Consider the following 13023-nt stretch of genomic DNA (forward strand, 5'->3'; position numbering starts at 1 on the left):
CAGTGATCCTGTGACCATCGACCGAGTCAAGGTGTACCCGAAGGGAATCCCGGCCAATTCCGTGGCCATGAACCAGGTTGCCCAGGCGTTCGGATTCGATTCCCTCGGCCACATGCAGCGCGTCCTGAACGGCCAGGCCCCCTCGGCCCTCGAGGAAGGCAGCGCGTTCGAGCAGCCGAAGCAGGACCCGAAGGCCCGGCGGGACCGCGAGTACAAGCAGCGGGTGCGGAAGGCCGCCGAGCGCGACGCCGAGAAACGCGAGGCGCGGCGGCTGGAGAAGAACCGGAAACTCAGCGAGGCCGGACGGAAACGCTGGGAACGCCAGCGCGCCGAACAGGCCGCCGCTTCCTGACCTCCAATCCCCCAGCGCCCGCCCTGCTCGCAACTCGGCGGGCACTGGACGGCGGCCGGACCGTCCTAGGTGCGGCCCGGCCGCCACCCCGACCTCGAAACCTCAAGGAGCCCAACCATGCCCGAACCAGTCTCCATCCGCGACGCCGTCAGGACGGTCGTCGCTGAAACCACGAAGACCATGGCCGCGCACGTGCCCGGCATCGGCCTGGCCAACATCCAGATGGCATCCGCCACGCTCCAATCAGCGACCGCGATGGCACTGCTGTACGTCGGTGACCAGATCCGCGAACAGGTGGAGGTACAGCGCCAGCTGGTGGAGCAGCAGAAGCTCACCAACGCCATCGCCGCCTACGACGCCACCGACGAAGCGTACGACCCCATCCTGACCAGGAAGGCGAGCGACTGGCCCGCCAATACATCCGGGACCGGATCGGCGACATCGTGAAGCCCAGCACCAAGCGGGTCTCTGGCGATGATGTCGAATGACCGCCCCGCCGAACCCAAACGGTTGCCGCTGGTGTGGCATCGATCAGGACAAGCACCTCCAGCGGTGGTCGACGGAGGCCGGCTGGCACCGGTGGGCCGCGCCGACCGACGCGCAGCGTAAGGAGCGGATTCTGGCGCGCCGGGCCGGACAGGTGGGCGGGTGAGGTTGTTGCGGGCGAATGCGGTGCTGGTGTTGTGGGTGGCGCTGATGGTCGTGTTGTCGGTGGCGCTGATGTCGCTCTAACCGCTTGCGGATACACGTATTCACGGGTATTGTCGTTCATGTCAGACGGATTGAGCCGTCACCCACCGGAGGAGCCGGACATGACCACTTTCGCCCCCGCACCCGCGACCACCCTGGACGCCGCCCTGGCCGAGCTGACCCGCGTCGGCGCGCAGGCCCGCACCGAAGCAGAGGACGGATACCCCGAGATGCCCGCCACGGTGAAGGCGGTGGCCCGCGCGTTCGACGCCGCCGAGCGTGCGGGCGCGACCGAGAAGGCCGCGAACGCCGCCTACCAGCGCGGCTACGACTGGGGCGAGGAGTAGACCCCCACCGATTCGGCCCCGGCCCGCATCCAGCGGCCGGGGCCGACTTATTTCCGTCGAACCGCTTGTTCATACACGTAAATCCGTGTATTGTAGTTCTTGTTAGACGGAGAAGCCGTCGCCAACCGGAGGAGCCGGATATGACCGCCACCATCACCACCCCCGCCGCCCTGATCGCCGCCGCGCTGGGCATCGACGCCGACGACCGCGTTCGCATCGAGGTCACCCGCGACGGCTGGGACAACGCGATGTGCGAGGAGACCGGCGCGCCCGGCGCTGTCGAGGTCGAATGGGTCACCGTCGACGGCGACCGCACCGACCGCACCTTCGCTGGTGACATCGCGGGCGACCACATCAACGCGCTGCTGCTGTCGGATCAGGTCGACCAGTACGAGACGATCACGGTCAAGGTGTGCCGCGCCTACCTGCGGTTCGTGCACCCCCAGCTGGCCGACACCGCCGACCGGGTGGACATGCCCGCCCGGATCGCCGCGTGACCCTTCGGGGTCCACGCTCCCTGACCCCATGGAGGCACACCACCCCGTGCCACCATGGGGTCCAGCACTGTCGAGCGGCGACAGTGCTGGACGAAAGGGAGTCTATGACTCACCCCAAACGCGAATTCGGGCGCAGCGCACAGCTGCAGGTGGCCCGCCGATACTTCGGCGTCGAACGCCCCGAATTCGGTGACCTACTCGGCGGTGTCCGCCCCAACACGGTCCAATCGTGGGAGTCCGGCCGCGACCCCATCCCCTCCACCATCTGGTCCGAAATCGACCGCCTCTACGCGCGATTCGAGTCCGAAGTAGAGGAGCTGGTCGTGTCGGTGGCCGATCAGGCCGGCGACCGGATACGGGTGCGGGTGTGGCGCGCGAAGTCCGACCACTGCGCAACGCCGCAGTGGTGGCAGCGGGTCGTGGCTGAGGCGATGCGGCGTGATCCGCGGATCGAACCCGTCTACCCGGAAGACGACAAGGACGACTGATGACCGGAGAGAAGCGCCACGGGCTGACCGTCGCCGAACTGGACGCGCTGCCCCTGGGTTCGGTGGTGATCGGTTCGGATTTCGTTGCGTGGCAGAAACAGCCGCTCAGCGATGGCCGGTGGGGCGGCCACATGACCGGCCTGGTGGATGCCGAGCAGCTGGTGGACGAGCATTCGCCGTTGCGGCGCATGGTGGTTGAGGGCAGCGAGGGCTGAACGTGACCGATGTGTGGGAGCGCGCGGCGCAGCTGCCCGACCGTGAGCGGGCAGCGTTCATGGCGTGGGCGCGGCAAGCACTCACCCGCCGCGCCGCGCTCACCTCATGCCGGCACTCCGCCGACCTCGCCCAACGCATCGACCCCGCCTACGAGGTGACGCCGGCTATCCAGATGATGGCCGAACACATCGAGAAGGCGATGACCACGCGCGGCGGGCGGCTGCTGATCACATGCCCACCGCAGGAAGGTAAGTCGACGCTGGTCGCGGTGTGGACAGTGCTGCGGCAGCTGCAACGCAACCCCGACACCCGCATCCTGATCGCCTCCTACAGTGAGGATCTGGCCCGGCAAGCATCGCAGGCCGCCCGCAACCTCATCACCTCCCACGGCACCGGCGCCCGCGACCCGCTCTCCGGTGTCGAACTCCCCGACCGGCTCGGCCTGGCGCTGGCCGGTGACCGGTTCGCCGCCGGGAACTGGCAGATCAAGGGCCACAAGGGCGGTGTGGTCGCGGTCGGCATGGGCGGCACCATCACCGGCCGCCCCTGCGACATGCTCATCATTGACGACCCGCTGAAGGGCATGGCAGCCGCGGACTCACCCACCGAACGCGCGAAGGTCATTGCGGGATTCCAGGGCGATTTGTCGACCCGCCTGGCGCCGGGCGCGCCGATCATTCTGATTCAAACCCGCTGGCATGAGGCCGACCTCGCGGGGTTCCTGCTCCAACAGGACGCCGACAGCGACCCCGACGCGCGGGAATGGGTCCACATCAACTTCCCGGCCGTCGCGACCGCCGGTGTCCCGGACGCGCTGGGCCGCGCCGAGGGCGAACCGCTCGAGTCCGCGCGCGGTCGCACCGCCGAGGACTGGGCGCGCATTCGCCGCCAGGTCGGCGAACGCGTTTGGGCGGCCCTCTATCTCGGCTCCCCGTATCCGATCGGCGGTGCTCTGTTCTCGCAGGCGTGGTTCAACACCTACCGGCTCGCGGCCGAACCAGCGCTGTATCGGCGCGGCGTCTATGTCGACCCCGCCGAAACCGGGAAGGGTGACGAAGCCGGCATCATTGCCGCGGGCCTGGCCGGCGACGGCACCGTGGTGCTGACCGAGGACGCATCCGGGCAGCTGTCGTCCGCGGAGTGGCCGCGCCGCGCCTGCCTGCTCGCACTGTCCACTGGCGCAACCGAAGTCGTGTTCGAGGCGTACAGCGCGCCGAAGACGTACGAGCAGCTGCTGCGGCGCGCGTATACCGATCTGGTGCTCGAGGCCGCCAGCAATGCCGACGCCCCAGGAACTGTGGAGGGTGTGCGGGTACCCGCGGATAGGCCGTTCCATATTCGGCCGTGGCGGGCGGCGGGCAATGCGCTCGTGCGGTCCGTGGGCCTGCGGCACGCGACATCGGTGGGTCGGTGCCGGGTGGTCGGGTTCCGGCTGGCCACGATGGAAGCACGGGCGATCCGCTGGCAGGAAACGCAGCACCAGCCGGACCGAGTGGCCGCCGCGACGATCGCATTCGATGAGCTCGCCAGCGGCGGCCAGGCGGCCGCATCGCAGAAGCCGGGCGGCTGGGGACAGATGCCAGACGGGATTACAGGCTGATCGGGTCAGCTGCCAAACGAACCCGTCGACGGGGGCGGAGTATCGCCGGGCACGGTCACTTCCTGGCTCGGCGCGAGCACTTGATGGACGTCGGTGGTGGTCGCGCCACACCCGCCGCCGACGCTGTACCGGCCCGCGGGCAAGTCCTCCCGCTTGACCTGGATTGTCTGCCCGGCAGCTGCGTAGCCGGCACCGCTGTGTTCGGCGAATTCGTGTACTGATCCGTCGATTCCGATGGTGGCCCAACAGATGCCGCTATCGTTCGGGTTGTGGATCGTGGCAGTGACCTCGTGCGGTCCAGTGGCCTGGAAGGTTAGGTCTGGCACCTGGTAGCTACCGGTGGGGACGGCGTGCGCTGAGGTGCTGATGCCGAAAAAGCTTCCGGCTGCGGCGATTACGAGCGAACCGATCAGAGCGCGGTTGATTGTCATGAGCTGGATTATCGCCACTACTCGGCGAGCCGTTACCAGCGCCACCACTACTTGCCCATACACGCGCATACGTGTATTGTTGTGGGTGTCAGACGGAATAGCCGTCACCAACCGGAGGAGCCGGAAATGCCCAACACCACCCGCATCCCCCTGGCCGACGTACTGGCCGCACGCGCCCTGTACGTGATCGCCCTGCCCCTGCTCGCCATCGGCGACGTGGTGGTCTACCACGGATCGCAGCCCAGCGAGCACGGGGAAGAATTCGTCGTCATCGGCGCCACCAACGGCCGCCTGGGCCTGATGCACCGTCGCGGAGGCTACAGCATGTCGAACGTGCGCCGCACCTCCGTCACCCCGACCGGCGACGTGGCCGACATGTGCGAGCACTGCGGCCACCCCGCCGAGGACGAACACTGCGTGCGCGCCACCTGCGACTGCCGCCACGGCGCGCCCATGACGTTCGCCGAACAGTTCGATGCGATCGCCACCGGCACCGAGCAGGTCATCCGTGCCAACGACGGAACCCCCGTCTCGGTGATGCTCTCCGCCGCCGAATACGTGCGTCTGCTCGAACAGGTCCGCTGAGGCAAGCACTGAACCGACCCCGCCGCCCCGAACGCCGGGGCGGCGGGCTGTCACGCTTGGGTGAAACGCAGCGCTGCCACCGCCGATAGACAGCTATGACGCAATCGGACCAGCCTCCAGCATCGCAAGTCGAGCCGTTCGACCCTGACGCGGTCAAGCGACAAATCGAAGAAAACCAAAGGGTCGAGGAGGAAGCCTTCCGCCCGACCGATGTGCTCGAACTGCTGATGCTCCGAGTCTTGGGCGGCTGGGAACACGTTGTAGAGGACGTTCGATTCCTCAACTACGTCGTGAAGGACGATCCCAATGCGATCGTCTTTCCGAATGCCGAGGACGTGGCGAAGGATATGCGGCGGAACGCCCGGAAGATGAACCTACGCCTGCCAGAGGGCATCTGGACTCCGGAATGCGACAAGGTCCGCGAGATTCGGAACGACCTTGGCCACATGCTGCACATCATTTCCGTTGAAGGCGAATCGCCGAATCGGGCTGTGACTTTTCGTCGCGTGCCCTACCGGCAACCCGACGAAATGACAATGGATGGCAATTGGGCCAGACACCGCAGGATCACAGTCACCCAGACCGAGCAGCAGCTACGCGACGCGCTGAAGACAATGCGAGACCTCAAGGACGCCGTGTTTGCCCTGAGAAAATTCGGAATCGAGTTCAACCACTGGCCGAACGACAGACCGTTGGATACGACGGTCAGATTGTTGAAATGGTGGATGCCGGAGTGGGATGAGCTCGGCAGTCGCGAGCTGACTATGGGGGACGTGCGCGTACCGGGCGCCGAACCGCGGCTGATCAGCGACTAACCAGGTTGGCCCGATCAGGGTTGCGCGGGTGGTGTTTACGGTCCGCGCCATGCCACACAGCACCCTCGCAACTCTGCTCATCCTCGCCGTGTACGTCCTCACCGCCGCGCGCCTGACCCGAATCGTGGTCGTGGACAAGATCGGCGAGCCGATCCGTAAGGCGATCACGAACCGATTCGGCGCCGGGTCGCTGATCACCTATCTGGCGTTCTGCCCGTGGTGCCTGGGCTGGTGGGTGACCGCGGTTCTCGCGTGGCCGACCGCGGCTGTCGCCGGCCTTCCGTGGTGGTTCGGGTTCGGCCTGTGGCCGGCGGGCAGTTACCTGGTCGGGTTGCTGGCGCGGTGGGATTCGGATAGCTAGCCGCGCCGATAGGCTTGCATATACCCGCGAATGCGTGTATTGTTTCTCTTGTCAGACGGAATAGCCGTCACCAACCGGAGGAGCCGGAAATGCACATCGCCCCTATCGCCCGCGCCGCCGCCAAGGTCATTCGCGTTCGCGCGATCCGCCTGCTCGCCCCGACGATCGTCCGCCGCCGCAACGGCAAGGCCATCGCCGCCGCCGTCGACTGCGGCGCGCTGGTCACCGTCACCGGGCACCTGGCCGCGCTCGGTGCCAGCGAGGACACCATGCGCCGCTACGGCTCCCATGCGGGCAAGAAGATCGCCGCAGCGCACCGCGCCCGCACCGGCCGTGCCCCGCTGCGCATCTGGACCGTCGCCGCCAACGGGCACCCGATCCGCGTCTACGCCTACAGCCCGGCTGACCCGGCGCTGTCGGAGGGCCTGCGCGCCTACCCGCGCACCGCCCACCTGATCGCCGCTGCCTGACCCATCCCCACGGCGGCCCGGTCACGACCGGGCCGCCCCCAGCAGACGGATTGAGCCGTCACAAACCGGAGGAGCCGGAATGCCCATCACGATCACCGCCGAAATCCTGCCCGGCAAGGTCGACACCAACGCGACCGCCGAGTTCAACAACACCAACCGCGCCGACCAGTACGCGCGCATCCTCATCGACACCGGCGACTACAAGTCCGGCGGCGTCTGGCTCACCGACACCAACGGCGACCGCCACCGCCTTGACCCCGCCCCGCTCGCCGGCGAGTCCATCACGCCCTACTACGCAATCGAGATCTCCCACGACGGGCGGGTCGAGATCACCAGTTCGGGGCAAACCGTGGTCAGAGTTACCCCGGAGATCGCCGTCCGCTTCGGCGAACGGCTCAGGGCCGCTGGCATCGCTGGCATGACCAAGAGTTACGGCTACCCCGGAGCGCAGTTCGGACGCCACTGATAACCCCATTTGTCAGACGGATCGAGCCGTCACAACCCGGAGGAGCCGGAAATGATCATCTTCACCCCCGAACACATCGCCGCCGCGAAAGCCGTCGTCAACGCCGACGCCGAAGTGGACAGCTACCGCTACGACGAGCCGTACAGCGAGGGCCAAGAGTGGTTCGCCTGGAACGACCGCCTCAACGCCGCCCAGGAGGCGCAGGACCAGGCCGTCGCAGCGTTCCGAGCCCTGCTCGGCGACCTGGACCCGACCGACGTCGCGCAGGGCGCGCCGATCAACCCGCTGACCGAAACCCTCACCGAGGGCGTCTATCACACCCACGATCACCGGTTCTTCGCGTCCGCCTACTACCGGGGCGAACACGCCGGAAAATGGGCCGTCGACGTCTACGACCCGCCGATCGGTGAACAGGACTTCCGGATCGTGGTCCGACTGGTCGCCACCGACCGCCAGCACGCACAGCAGATGGTGGATCTGGCGACGTGGGCCCTCGGTGCCGGGGCCCGCACCAGCGAACCCGTTTCGGCGCGATGACCACGGTGTGCAAATGCGGGCGCAATCCTTCGCCGCGCCCGCTCCGCCGGGGCCTGTGCCCCGCCTGCTACATGACGCACCGCGAGCGACAGAAAGCGTATGGGCGATGGACCCCGGACCGGGTGCCGGCCGATCCCGTGCGCGCACACCTCGCCACGCTGAAGGCAGCGGGACTCAGCTACCGGCGCATTGTCGAACTCGCCGGCCTCCACCGGTCCTACATCGGCACGCTGCTCGTCGGGAAGAACGGTCACCCACCCGCACAGTACGTGTCGAAGTCCACCGCCGACCGCATCCTGTCGGTGCCGGTTCCCGCAGACTTCACCGAAGCCGTAAGCCTGTCCGCCGATGGGGATCGAATGCCCGCACTCGGCGCGCAACGCAGATTGCAGGCGCTGGTGGCGGCCGGGTGGACGATGCGAGAGCTGGCGAGGCAGCTGGGGTTGGTGTCGAACAATTTCGGGCCGCTGATGCACGGTGATGGGACGATCACCGTGGCCCGATATCGGGAAGTGGTCGACCTGTTCGAGCGGCTGCAGATGCAGCCCGGCCCGTCCAGCCGGGCGCGGGTGTACGCGCGGAAGCGGGGATGGAAACTGCCGCTGGAATGGGACGAGGAAACGATCGATGAACCGGATGCCCGGCCGATCCCGCGCTCCCGGCGGCAGATCCGCACCGATCGGGCGACAGCATGAACCCGTGGCCCCGCACCGAATTCTGGTGCGGGGCCGCTGAATTTGTCGGACCCTGCTGGTATAGGTGCCTCATGGCCGATATGACGCCGGCGGGGCGCGCGGCGCGCCAACTGGACGCAGCCGCCGCCGAGCTGGAGTTGGTGTGGTCCCGCAACCGGTGCCTGCCGGGCCGGCTAACCGTGTTGGCCGGACAGATCCGGGAGGCGACCGCGATACTCAGCGCGGCCGTGGCGGATGCGCCACCCGCAGCCGGTCCCGCACCACGCCAATAGGTTCCGCACCCGCCGCTGCGTCTCCCACACGCGGGGGTCGTCGGGGTCGAGCCCGGCATCGAGCAACGCTTGTCGATCCAGGGAATCCGTCATGCCAGGTAGGACGGCAAACCGAGTGTTATCGGTTCCCATCGATTACAGTCCGAACGTATGTTCGAGGATTGGCCGGACCCGTTCAACCTACGCCGCGTCCTGGACCCGCCCGCGCCGGTCCTGGTCGACCTCGCCACCATCTTCCCCACCGGCGCCGACACCGGCCGTCCCTTCGGCCGCAACCACATCGCGATGGGCATCAAGGCCGGCGGACTCGTCGTCACCGGGCAAACCACCGGCCGCCTCCTCGCGTGGGCGCGCGCGGCGGACGGCACCTGGCTGGGGTTGGTCGACTTCGTCCTGACGACGGGCAACCAGCAGGGGCGGGTGCCGGTGCGGCAGTGGGTGCCCGGGCGAGCGCTCAGGGTCGCGCAGTGACGGCCTTTCTGTCGTCCGAGCTGCGGCGGCGTTCAAGTTCGGACTGGATCAGCTCGCGGGCCGGGTCACCGTACACGGCCAGTTCGCCGAGCACCTTGAAAATGCGTTCATAGACTGCGATCTCCCGCGGCTGGGTGATCGACAATTCCGCGCTGATCGTCTCCACGTGAATCAGCTTGCGGTCGAACATGATGAAGCCGTTGATCGCCGGTGCCTCATAGGTCGCCCGCGCGGGAATGATGCCGAGCGCGACCCGCGGCAACGACATGGCGGTGAGCAGCCGATCGAGTTGCCCAACCATGACCTGGTTGTCGGCGACCGTCGTCGCCAGGGACTGCTCGGTGATGATGAACGAGAACCGGTGATCCCCGCGATAGAGCACGCGCTGGCGCTCGATGCGCGCCGCGACTCCCTCCTCCAGATCGTCGGGTATCTGGTGGAAGTCGATGACCTTGCGCAGGATCCCCTGGGCGTAATCGCTGGTCTGCAGGAGTCCGGGCACGATGAATGGCTCGTACCACCGCATCAAACGGGCCTGGCCTTCGATTTTGATCAGTTGTTTCTGTCGGCGACGGGTGCCGGTCCCGTTCATCCGCCGCAACTCCATGTAGGCGGCCTCGACGTTGCGCAGGGTGGCGATGAGATCGGGGAGCTGATCGCGGCTGTTCGTGTGCGTGCACCAGGCGCTCAGATCGCTCTCGGATGGGGTCTGTTTGCCGTATTCGATTCGGCTGGTCTTCGACTCGTGCCAGCCCGCCAGTTCTGCCAGCCGCCGGCCGGTGAGATTGGCGTCGCGGCGAAGCTCCCGGAGACGTAGTCCGAGAGCTTCGCGCGCGTCGTTAGCCGCGTTGGTCACCATTCACCTGGTCGCGTACTCGCTGAGGGGAATGGCCGCGGGCCACACTCGGTCCCACACGTTGCGGCAGTGGGCGGCGATGACCGGGTCTTCGGAGACTGCGCCCCCGGCGTATTCGCCGCGCGGACCGAACGCGGTGAACACCACGGTGCGGTTGTCGAGCAACCACCAGTCATCTGTGCTCAGTTCGCCCGGATCGATGAGGTGCCGCGGCAGGTATCGAACTTCCTCCCCTGCCGCGACATTGACGCGCGCGACGTCGAGACCCCAGCGTTGCCAGTCGGAGTGCGGGACGGTGACGACCCGGGCGCGGCGGATCGCGACACCCCGGCCGGTCACCTCGCCCACGAAGTCGGCCCACTCCTGCATCCATGCGTAGTCGTCGGGCTCGCCGGCGAGGAACCGGCGGAACAGCTCCGAGTCCTCCGGGTTGTCGTAGCTATCGCGCAATTCGAGATGCAGGGCTTCATCCCGGCAGGCACGAATCAATCCGTTGACCGCTTCACCGGTCACCAGTTGCACCGTAGAACGTCCTTTCCAACTTGGGCACTTCGATACTCGCTTCGAGTTCGGGAATGTTCATCTGCGCCAAGGCTTCCGAATCGGTGACAGGCTCACCGGCGAGGGTGAACGTGCCTCGGCCGGTATCGGTCAGCGTCGCACCGACGAACGTATCGGGCTCAGCGAAGCCGAGCAGCAGGTGTGGGATCTCGATAGTGCCGTCCTGGTCTGTGCGCCAACCTTGAACGACGTAGGTGTCGCGGTCACTGGCGTAGAGGGTGGGGCAGCCGTTGTTATGCGAACCGCCCTTGCCGAGGAACTGTAAACGCATGGTGATCCATCCTGTCGAGATGTATGCGTGACTTTGCGTCCAACGACCCCATGATCTCCCGAGAATCCCGAGCGTGCAGGCCATTTGAGCAACTCCTGCAAGTTGGCGCAAGTTTGTAGATTGCTCGCTCACCTCCCTCGTACCGTCCGAAATAGCCCCGCCGCCGGGCGCCGCAGACCCCGGCGGCGGGTGCAAGCCAAACGAACCGAGGAGCCGCCGGTGACCACGCTCGTAATCGTGTGCGTCGTTCTCGCGCCGGTCATCTACGCCGTGATTTTCCTGTGGCCGCAACGCATTCCGAAGGACCGCACCGTGGCCGCGATCCGGCACCGCATCGAATCCGAATCAGAGACTCGAGGACACAACAATGGATGTTGAGGCCCCGCCCCGCGCGATGGGCTACGTGTGCGTCGACCTGGTGAAAACCATGACCGACATCAACCGCCGCGCCGTCCGCGTCGCGTGCAGGCTCGGATACGACTACATCGGCCTCACCAGATCCAGCAGCCTCGTGATCCCTGAGGCCCTGCTCGATCACATCAGCGACCACAACATCGAACTGCTGATCGTCCCCGACCTGGGGCATCTACGGGGCCGCATCCCGCCAGAGCTGGCGGAGCTGACCGATATCCACGACCTGGCCGCCGACCGGACCTACGAGCGGGGCGGCGGGTACGCGCCCGAGGGCGGGACCATCAACCCGCTGCACCCCGATCCGGCACACCAATAGACCTGGCCCGCCACACCGGCAGGCAGGAAGAACACGAGACAGGGGGATCAGGTGCGACGCATCGGATCAATCATCACCGCCGCCGCCACCGCGGTTCTGCTCGCCAGTGCCGTGCAGGCGGGGCCCGCGCAGGCCGCGGCGAAGGCATGCGATCTGGGATTCATGCCCACGAAACCGACCGTGGGCGTCGGCTCAATCATCGGTAACGCATGGGTGAAATGCGACGTCGCGCCCGAGCGTCACGAGCTGCGACTCGGGTTGCAAATCCGCACCGGCGGCAGCTGGAAAACCGACCAGCTGATCAGCGACGCGACCATCCCGTACCCTCGTGCGACCTACGGGGTGAAAGCGTCATGTACACCGGGTTTGTGGCGTGTCCAGGCCCAGGCCGTGGGTAGCCTGAGCGGGCACCCGTTCGATTTCGTCGATTACTCGATGGAGCGATTCGTAACCGCCGATGACTGCGCGAGAGGGAACTGAGCGATGCCACTTACCCAAGGGCGATACGGCGACAGCACCGGCCATCACCGGCTGTTCTGGCTGCGGCACAACACCGTTCAGCTGCTGCGCTCGCTGCGGCGCGACCCGCGCGACACCGGCGGCGGATACACGATGCATCGGGAATGGGGTGCGTGGGTGCTGCGCCCGGTATCGGGGTGGCGCGCACTGCGTTGGATCACGCCCCCGGCCGACGCGACCCGTTCGGTGAACGATCGGGACGCCGCGCTGGACTACTACGCCGCAAAGCTGGGGGTCTGACCGACCGACCTCCGAATCCCCACCTGACCTAGGAGCAGGTGGGGATTCCCCTTTTCCGCTTCCGGGCACACGCGCGGCTATCGATAAGTCGGGACGGGCGTACCAGTAGACTCCGGGCGTGTCATTCGAGGTGGGTTCGCTGGTCAAACTGGGCGCAGGCGGCGCGTCCATGTTCCGGATAGTCGCGATGGACGACGACGGCGACCCCTCGCGCGTGATCGTGGAACCCGCCAGCGAAACGCCCGGCGGCTACCCGTTCCCCACACCCATCGCGTCACTGGTGCCCGCCGACACGTAGGGCGCTTGCACCCCCGGTGACTAGCTTGCCGCCCGATGAGCATGATCTGGCGGCGCAAAACCACCACCACCGCGGACCCCACCCAGCCGCAGGTGGTTTCGTCGCTGTCCGCCCTCACCGCCGCATCGGTCACCGTGCCACCGCAACGCTGGGGCAAGGTCACCAAACCGCGGGGCGAGACGAAGAAGTGGCAGGAAGAAATCTGGGACATGCTCGACCTCGTCGGCGAGCTCTCGTTTTCCCTGCTATGGAAAA

26 protein-coding genes are annotated in these 13023 nt (G+C 66.9%); 22 read left to right on the plus strand and 4 right to left on the minus strand.

What is annotated here, in order from left to right; translation table 11 throughout:
* From ON23_RS29455 to ON23_RS29485, 7 genes are all read left to right on the plus strand, one after another.
* The coding region (locus ON23_RS29455) for a hypothetical protein (protein ID WP_039782334.1) at positions 1–352 on the plus strand (352 nt) is incomplete at its 5' end.
* Positions 353–469: 117 nt separating this feature from the next.
* Positions 470–799 (plus strand): hypothetical protein, encoded by a 330-nt coding sequence (locus ON23_RS29460; protein ID WP_039782336.1) that lies wholly within the window; start codon positions 470–472, stop codon positions 797–799.
* A gap of 365 nt (positions 800–1164) precedes the next feature.
* The gene (locus ON23_RS29465) at positions 1165–1389 is read left to right on the plus strand and encodes a hypothetical protein (protein ID WP_039782337.1); all 225 of its coding nucleotides are present in this window, start codon (positions 1165–1167) and stop codon (positions 1387–1389) included.
* 140 nt (positions 1390–1529) lie between these two features.
* Positions 1530–1886, plus strand: a complete 357-nt coding sequence (locus tag ON23_RS29470) for a hypothetical protein (RefSeq protein WP_039782338.1) — start codon at positions 1530–1532, stop codon at positions 1884–1886.
* A gap of 104 nt (positions 1887–1990) precedes the next feature.
* Positions 1991–2374, plus strand: coding sequence for an Aca2/YdiL-like domain-containing protein (locus ON23_RS29475; RefSeq protein ID WP_039782339.1), 384 nt, complete (start codon positions 1991–1993; stop codon positions 2372–2374).
* The gene (locus ON23_RS29480) at positions 2374–2589 is read left to right on the plus strand and encodes a hypothetical protein (RefSeq protein WP_039782340.1); all 216 of its coding nucleotides are present in this window, start codon (positions 2374–2376) and stop codon (positions 2587–2589) included. The genes ON23_RS29475 and ON23_RS29480 overlap by 1 nt, the downstream gene beginning before the upstream one ends.
* Before the next feature lie 2 nt (positions 2590–2591).
* Positions 2592–4190 carry a hypothetical protein gene (locus ON23_RS29485; protein ID WP_051043543.1) on the plus strand — a complete coding sequence of 533 codons (1599 nt, stop codon included), beginning with the start codon at positions 2592–2594 and terminating at the stop codon, positions 4188–4190.
* A 5-nt stretch (positions 4191–4195) separates the two neighbouring features.
* Here ON23_RS29485 and ON23_RS29490 read toward each other — a convergent pair whose 3' ends face one another.
* Entirely contained in the window at positions 4196–4621 is a 426-nt protein-coding gene (locus ON23_RS29490) for a hypothetical protein (RefSeq protein WP_157170321.1), read from the minus strand.
* 126 nt (positions 4622–4747) lie between these two features.
* Here ON23_RS29490 and ON23_RS29495 point away from each other — a divergent pair, with 126 nt between their 5' ends.
* From ON23_RS29495 to ON23_RS29535, 9 genes are all read left to right on the plus strand, one after another.
* Entirely contained in the window at positions 4748–5206 is a 459-nt protein-coding gene (locus ON23_RS29495; protein ID WP_039782342.1) for a hypothetical protein, read from the plus strand.
* 95 nt (positions 5207–5301) lie between these two features.
* Positions 5302–6021: a hypothetical protein gene (locus ON23_RS29500; protein WP_039782344.1), complete on the plus strand. Its 720-nt coding sequence runs from the start codon at positions 5302–5304 to the stop codon at positions 6019–6021.
* 49 nt (positions 6022–6070) lie between these two features.
* A complete protein-coding gene (locus ON23_RS29505) occupies positions 6071–6382 on the plus strand; it encodes a hypothetical protein (protein WP_039782345.1) in 312 nt (103 codons plus the stop codon).
* An 89-nt stretch (positions 6383–6471) separates the two neighbouring features.
* The gene (locus tag ON23_RS29510; protein ID WP_039782346.1) at positions 6472–6852 is read left to right on the plus strand and encodes a hypothetical protein; all 381 of its coding nucleotides are present in this window, start codon (positions 6472–6474) and stop codon (positions 6850–6852) included.
* Between the two features lie 79 nt (positions 6853–6931).
* Entirely contained in the window at positions 6932–7318 is a 387-nt protein-coding gene (locus tag ON23_RS29515; protein WP_039782347.1) for a hypothetical protein, read from the plus strand.
* 51 nt (positions 7319–7369) lie between these two features.
* Positions 7370–7855, plus strand: coding sequence for a hypothetical protein (locus ON23_RS29520; protein WP_039782348.1), 486 nt, complete (start codon positions 7370–7372; stop codon positions 7853–7855).
* 122 nt (positions 7856–7977) lie between these two features.
* Positions 7978–8550, plus strand: a complete 573-nt coding sequence (locus ON23_RS29525; protein ID WP_051043544.1) for a hypothetical protein — start codon at positions 7978–7980, stop codon at positions 8548–8550.
* A gap of 71 nt (positions 8551–8621) precedes the next feature.
* Positions 8622–8822 (plus strand): hypothetical protein, encoded by a 201-nt coding sequence (locus tag ON23_RS29530; protein ID WP_039782350.1) that lies wholly within the window; start codon positions 8622–8624, stop codon positions 8820–8822.
* Positions 8823–8972: 150 nt separating this feature from the next.
* The gene (locus tag ON23_RS29535; protein WP_051043545.1) at positions 8973–9293 is read left to right on the plus strand and encodes a hypothetical protein; all 321 of its coding nucleotides are present in this window, start codon (positions 8973–8975) and stop codon (positions 9291–9293) included.
* On the opposite strand, the gene ON23_RS29540 is transcribed toward ON23_RS29535, so the two are convergent.
* From ON23_RS29540 to ON23_RS29550, 3 genes are read right to left on the minus strand one after another with little or no spacing between them, the layout of a single operon-like run.
* Entirely contained in the window at positions 9277–10149 is an 873-nt protein-coding gene (locus ON23_RS29540; protein WP_051043546.1) for a DUF5753 domain-containing protein, read from the minus strand. The genes ON23_RS29535 and ON23_RS29540 overlap by 17 nt on opposite strands.
* A 3-nt stretch (positions 10150–10152) precedes the next feature.
* A complete protein-coding gene (locus ON23_RS29545) occupies positions 10153–10662 on the minus strand; it encodes a DUF6879 family protein (protein ID WP_223273965.1) in 510 nt (169 codons plus the stop codon).
* Positions 10652–10981 (minus strand): hypothetical protein, encoded by a 330-nt coding sequence (locus tag ON23_RS29550; RefSeq protein WP_039782356.1) that lies wholly within the window; start codon positions 10979–10981, stop codon positions 10652–10654. The genes ON23_RS29545 and ON23_RS29550 overlap by 11 nt, the downstream gene beginning before the upstream one ends.
* A 219-nt stretch (positions 10982–11200) precedes the next feature.
* On the opposite strand from ON23_RS29550, the gene ON23_RS38180 reads away from it, so the two are divergent.
* From ON23_RS38180 to ON23_RS29575, 6 genes are all read left to right on the plus strand, one after another.
* Positions 11201–11359: a hypothetical protein gene (locus tag ON23_RS38180; RefSeq protein WP_157170322.1), complete on the plus strand. Its 159-nt coding sequence runs from the start codon at positions 11201–11203 to the stop codon at positions 11357–11359.
* Positions 11349–11711 carry a hypothetical protein gene (locus tag ON23_RS29555; protein ID WP_094028394.1) on the plus strand — a complete coding sequence of 121 codons (363 nt, stop codon included), beginning with the start codon at positions 11349–11351 and terminating at the stop codon, positions 11709–11711. The genes ON23_RS38180 and ON23_RS29555 overlap by 11 nt, the downstream gene beginning before the upstream one ends.
* A gap of 51 nt (positions 11712–11762) precedes the next feature.
* Positions 11763–12191 (plus strand): hypothetical protein, encoded by a 429-nt coding sequence (locus ON23_RS29560; RefSeq protein WP_039782359.1) that lies wholly within the window; start codon positions 11763–11765, stop codon positions 12189–12191.
* Between the two features lie 3 nt (positions 12192–12194).
* Positions 12195–12470: a hypothetical protein gene (locus ON23_RS29565; protein ID WP_039782361.1), complete on the plus strand. Its 276-nt coding sequence runs from the start codon at positions 12195–12197 to the stop codon at positions 12468–12470.
* A gap of 118 nt (positions 12471–12588) precedes the next feature.
* Entirely contained in the window at positions 12589–12768 is a 180-nt protein-coding gene (locus tag ON23_RS29570) for a hypothetical protein (protein WP_039782362.1), read from the plus strand.
* 35 nt (positions 12769–12803) lie between these two features.
* Positions 12804–13023 (plus strand): hypothetical protein (locus tag ON23_RS29575; protein ID WP_039782363.1); only part of this gene is annotated, 220 nt, incomplete at its 3' end.

Source organism: Nocardia cerradoensis NBRC 101014 (assembly GCF_000308535.1).
Taxonomy (GTDB): domain Bacteria; phylum Actinomycetota; class Actinomycetes; order Mycobacteriales; family Mycobacteriaceae; genus Nocardia; species Nocardia cerradoensis.

Coding starts and splice junctions, on each gene's coding strand:
- ON23_RS29515 (WP_039782347.1), top strand. CDS start 6,932: ATGCCCATCACGATCACCGCCGAAATCCTGCCCGGCAAGGTCGACACC.
- ON23_RS29550 (WP_039782356.1), bottom strand. CDS start 10,981: ATGCGTTTACAGTTCCTCGGCAAGGGCGGTTCGCATAACAACGGCTGC.
- ON23_RS29480 (WP_039782340.1), top strand. CDS start 2,374: ATGACCGGAGAGAAGCGCCACGGGCTGACCGTCGCCGAACTGGACGCG.
- ON23_RS29510 (WP_039782346.1), top strand. CDS start 6,472: ATGCACATCGCCCCTATCGCCCGCGCCGCCGCCAAGGTCATTCGCGTT.
- ON23_RS29470 (WP_039782338.1), top strand. CDS start 1,530: ATGACCGCCACCATCACCACCCCCGCCGCCCTGATCGCCGCCGCGCTG.
- ON23_RS29495 (WP_039782342.1), top strand. CDS start 4,748: ATGCCCAACACCACCCGCATCCCCCTGGCCGACGTACTGGCCGCACGC.
- ON23_RS29490 (WP_157170321.1), bottom strand. CDS start 4,621: ATGACAATCAACCGCGCTCTGATCGGTTCGCTCGTAATCGCCGCAGCC.
- ON23_RS29530 (WP_039782350.1), top strand. CDS start 8,622: ATGGCCGATATGACGCCGGCGGGGCGCGCGGCGCGCCAACTGGACGCA.
- ON23_RS29520 (WP_039782348.1), top strand. CDS start 7,370: ATGATCATCTTCACCCCCGAACACATCGCCGCCGCGAAAGCCGTCGTC.
- ON23_RS29475 (WP_039782339.1), top strand. CDS start 1,991: ATGACTCACCCCAAACGCGAATTCGGGCGCAGCGCACAGCTGCAGGTG.
- ON23_RS29500 (WP_039782344.1), top strand. CDS start 5,302: ATGACGCAATCGGACCAGCCTCCAGCATCGCAAGTCGAGCCGTTCGAC.
- ON23_RS29505 (WP_039782345.1), top strand. CDS start 6,071: ATGCCACACAGCACCCTCGCAACTCTGCTCATCCTCGCCGTGTACGTC.
- ON23_RS29555 (WP_094028394.1), top strand. CDS start 11,349: ATGGATGTTGAGGCCCCGCCCCGCGCGATGGGCTACGTGTGCGTCGAC.
- ON23_RS29535 (WP_051043545.1), top strand. CDS start 8,973: ATGTTCGAGGATTGGCCGGACCCGTTCAACCTACGCCGCGTCCTGGAC.
- ON23_RS29465 (WP_039782337.1), top strand. CDS start 1,165: ATGACCACTTTCGCCCCCGCACCCGCGACCACCCTGGACGCCGCCCTG.
- ON23_RS29460 (WP_039782336.1), top strand. CDS start 470: ATGCCCGAACCAGTCTCCATCCGCGACGCCGTCAGGACGGTCGTCGCT.
- ON23_RS29565 (WP_039782361.1), top strand. CDS start 12,195: ATGCCACTTACCCAAGGGCGATACGGCGACAGCACCGGCCATCACCGG.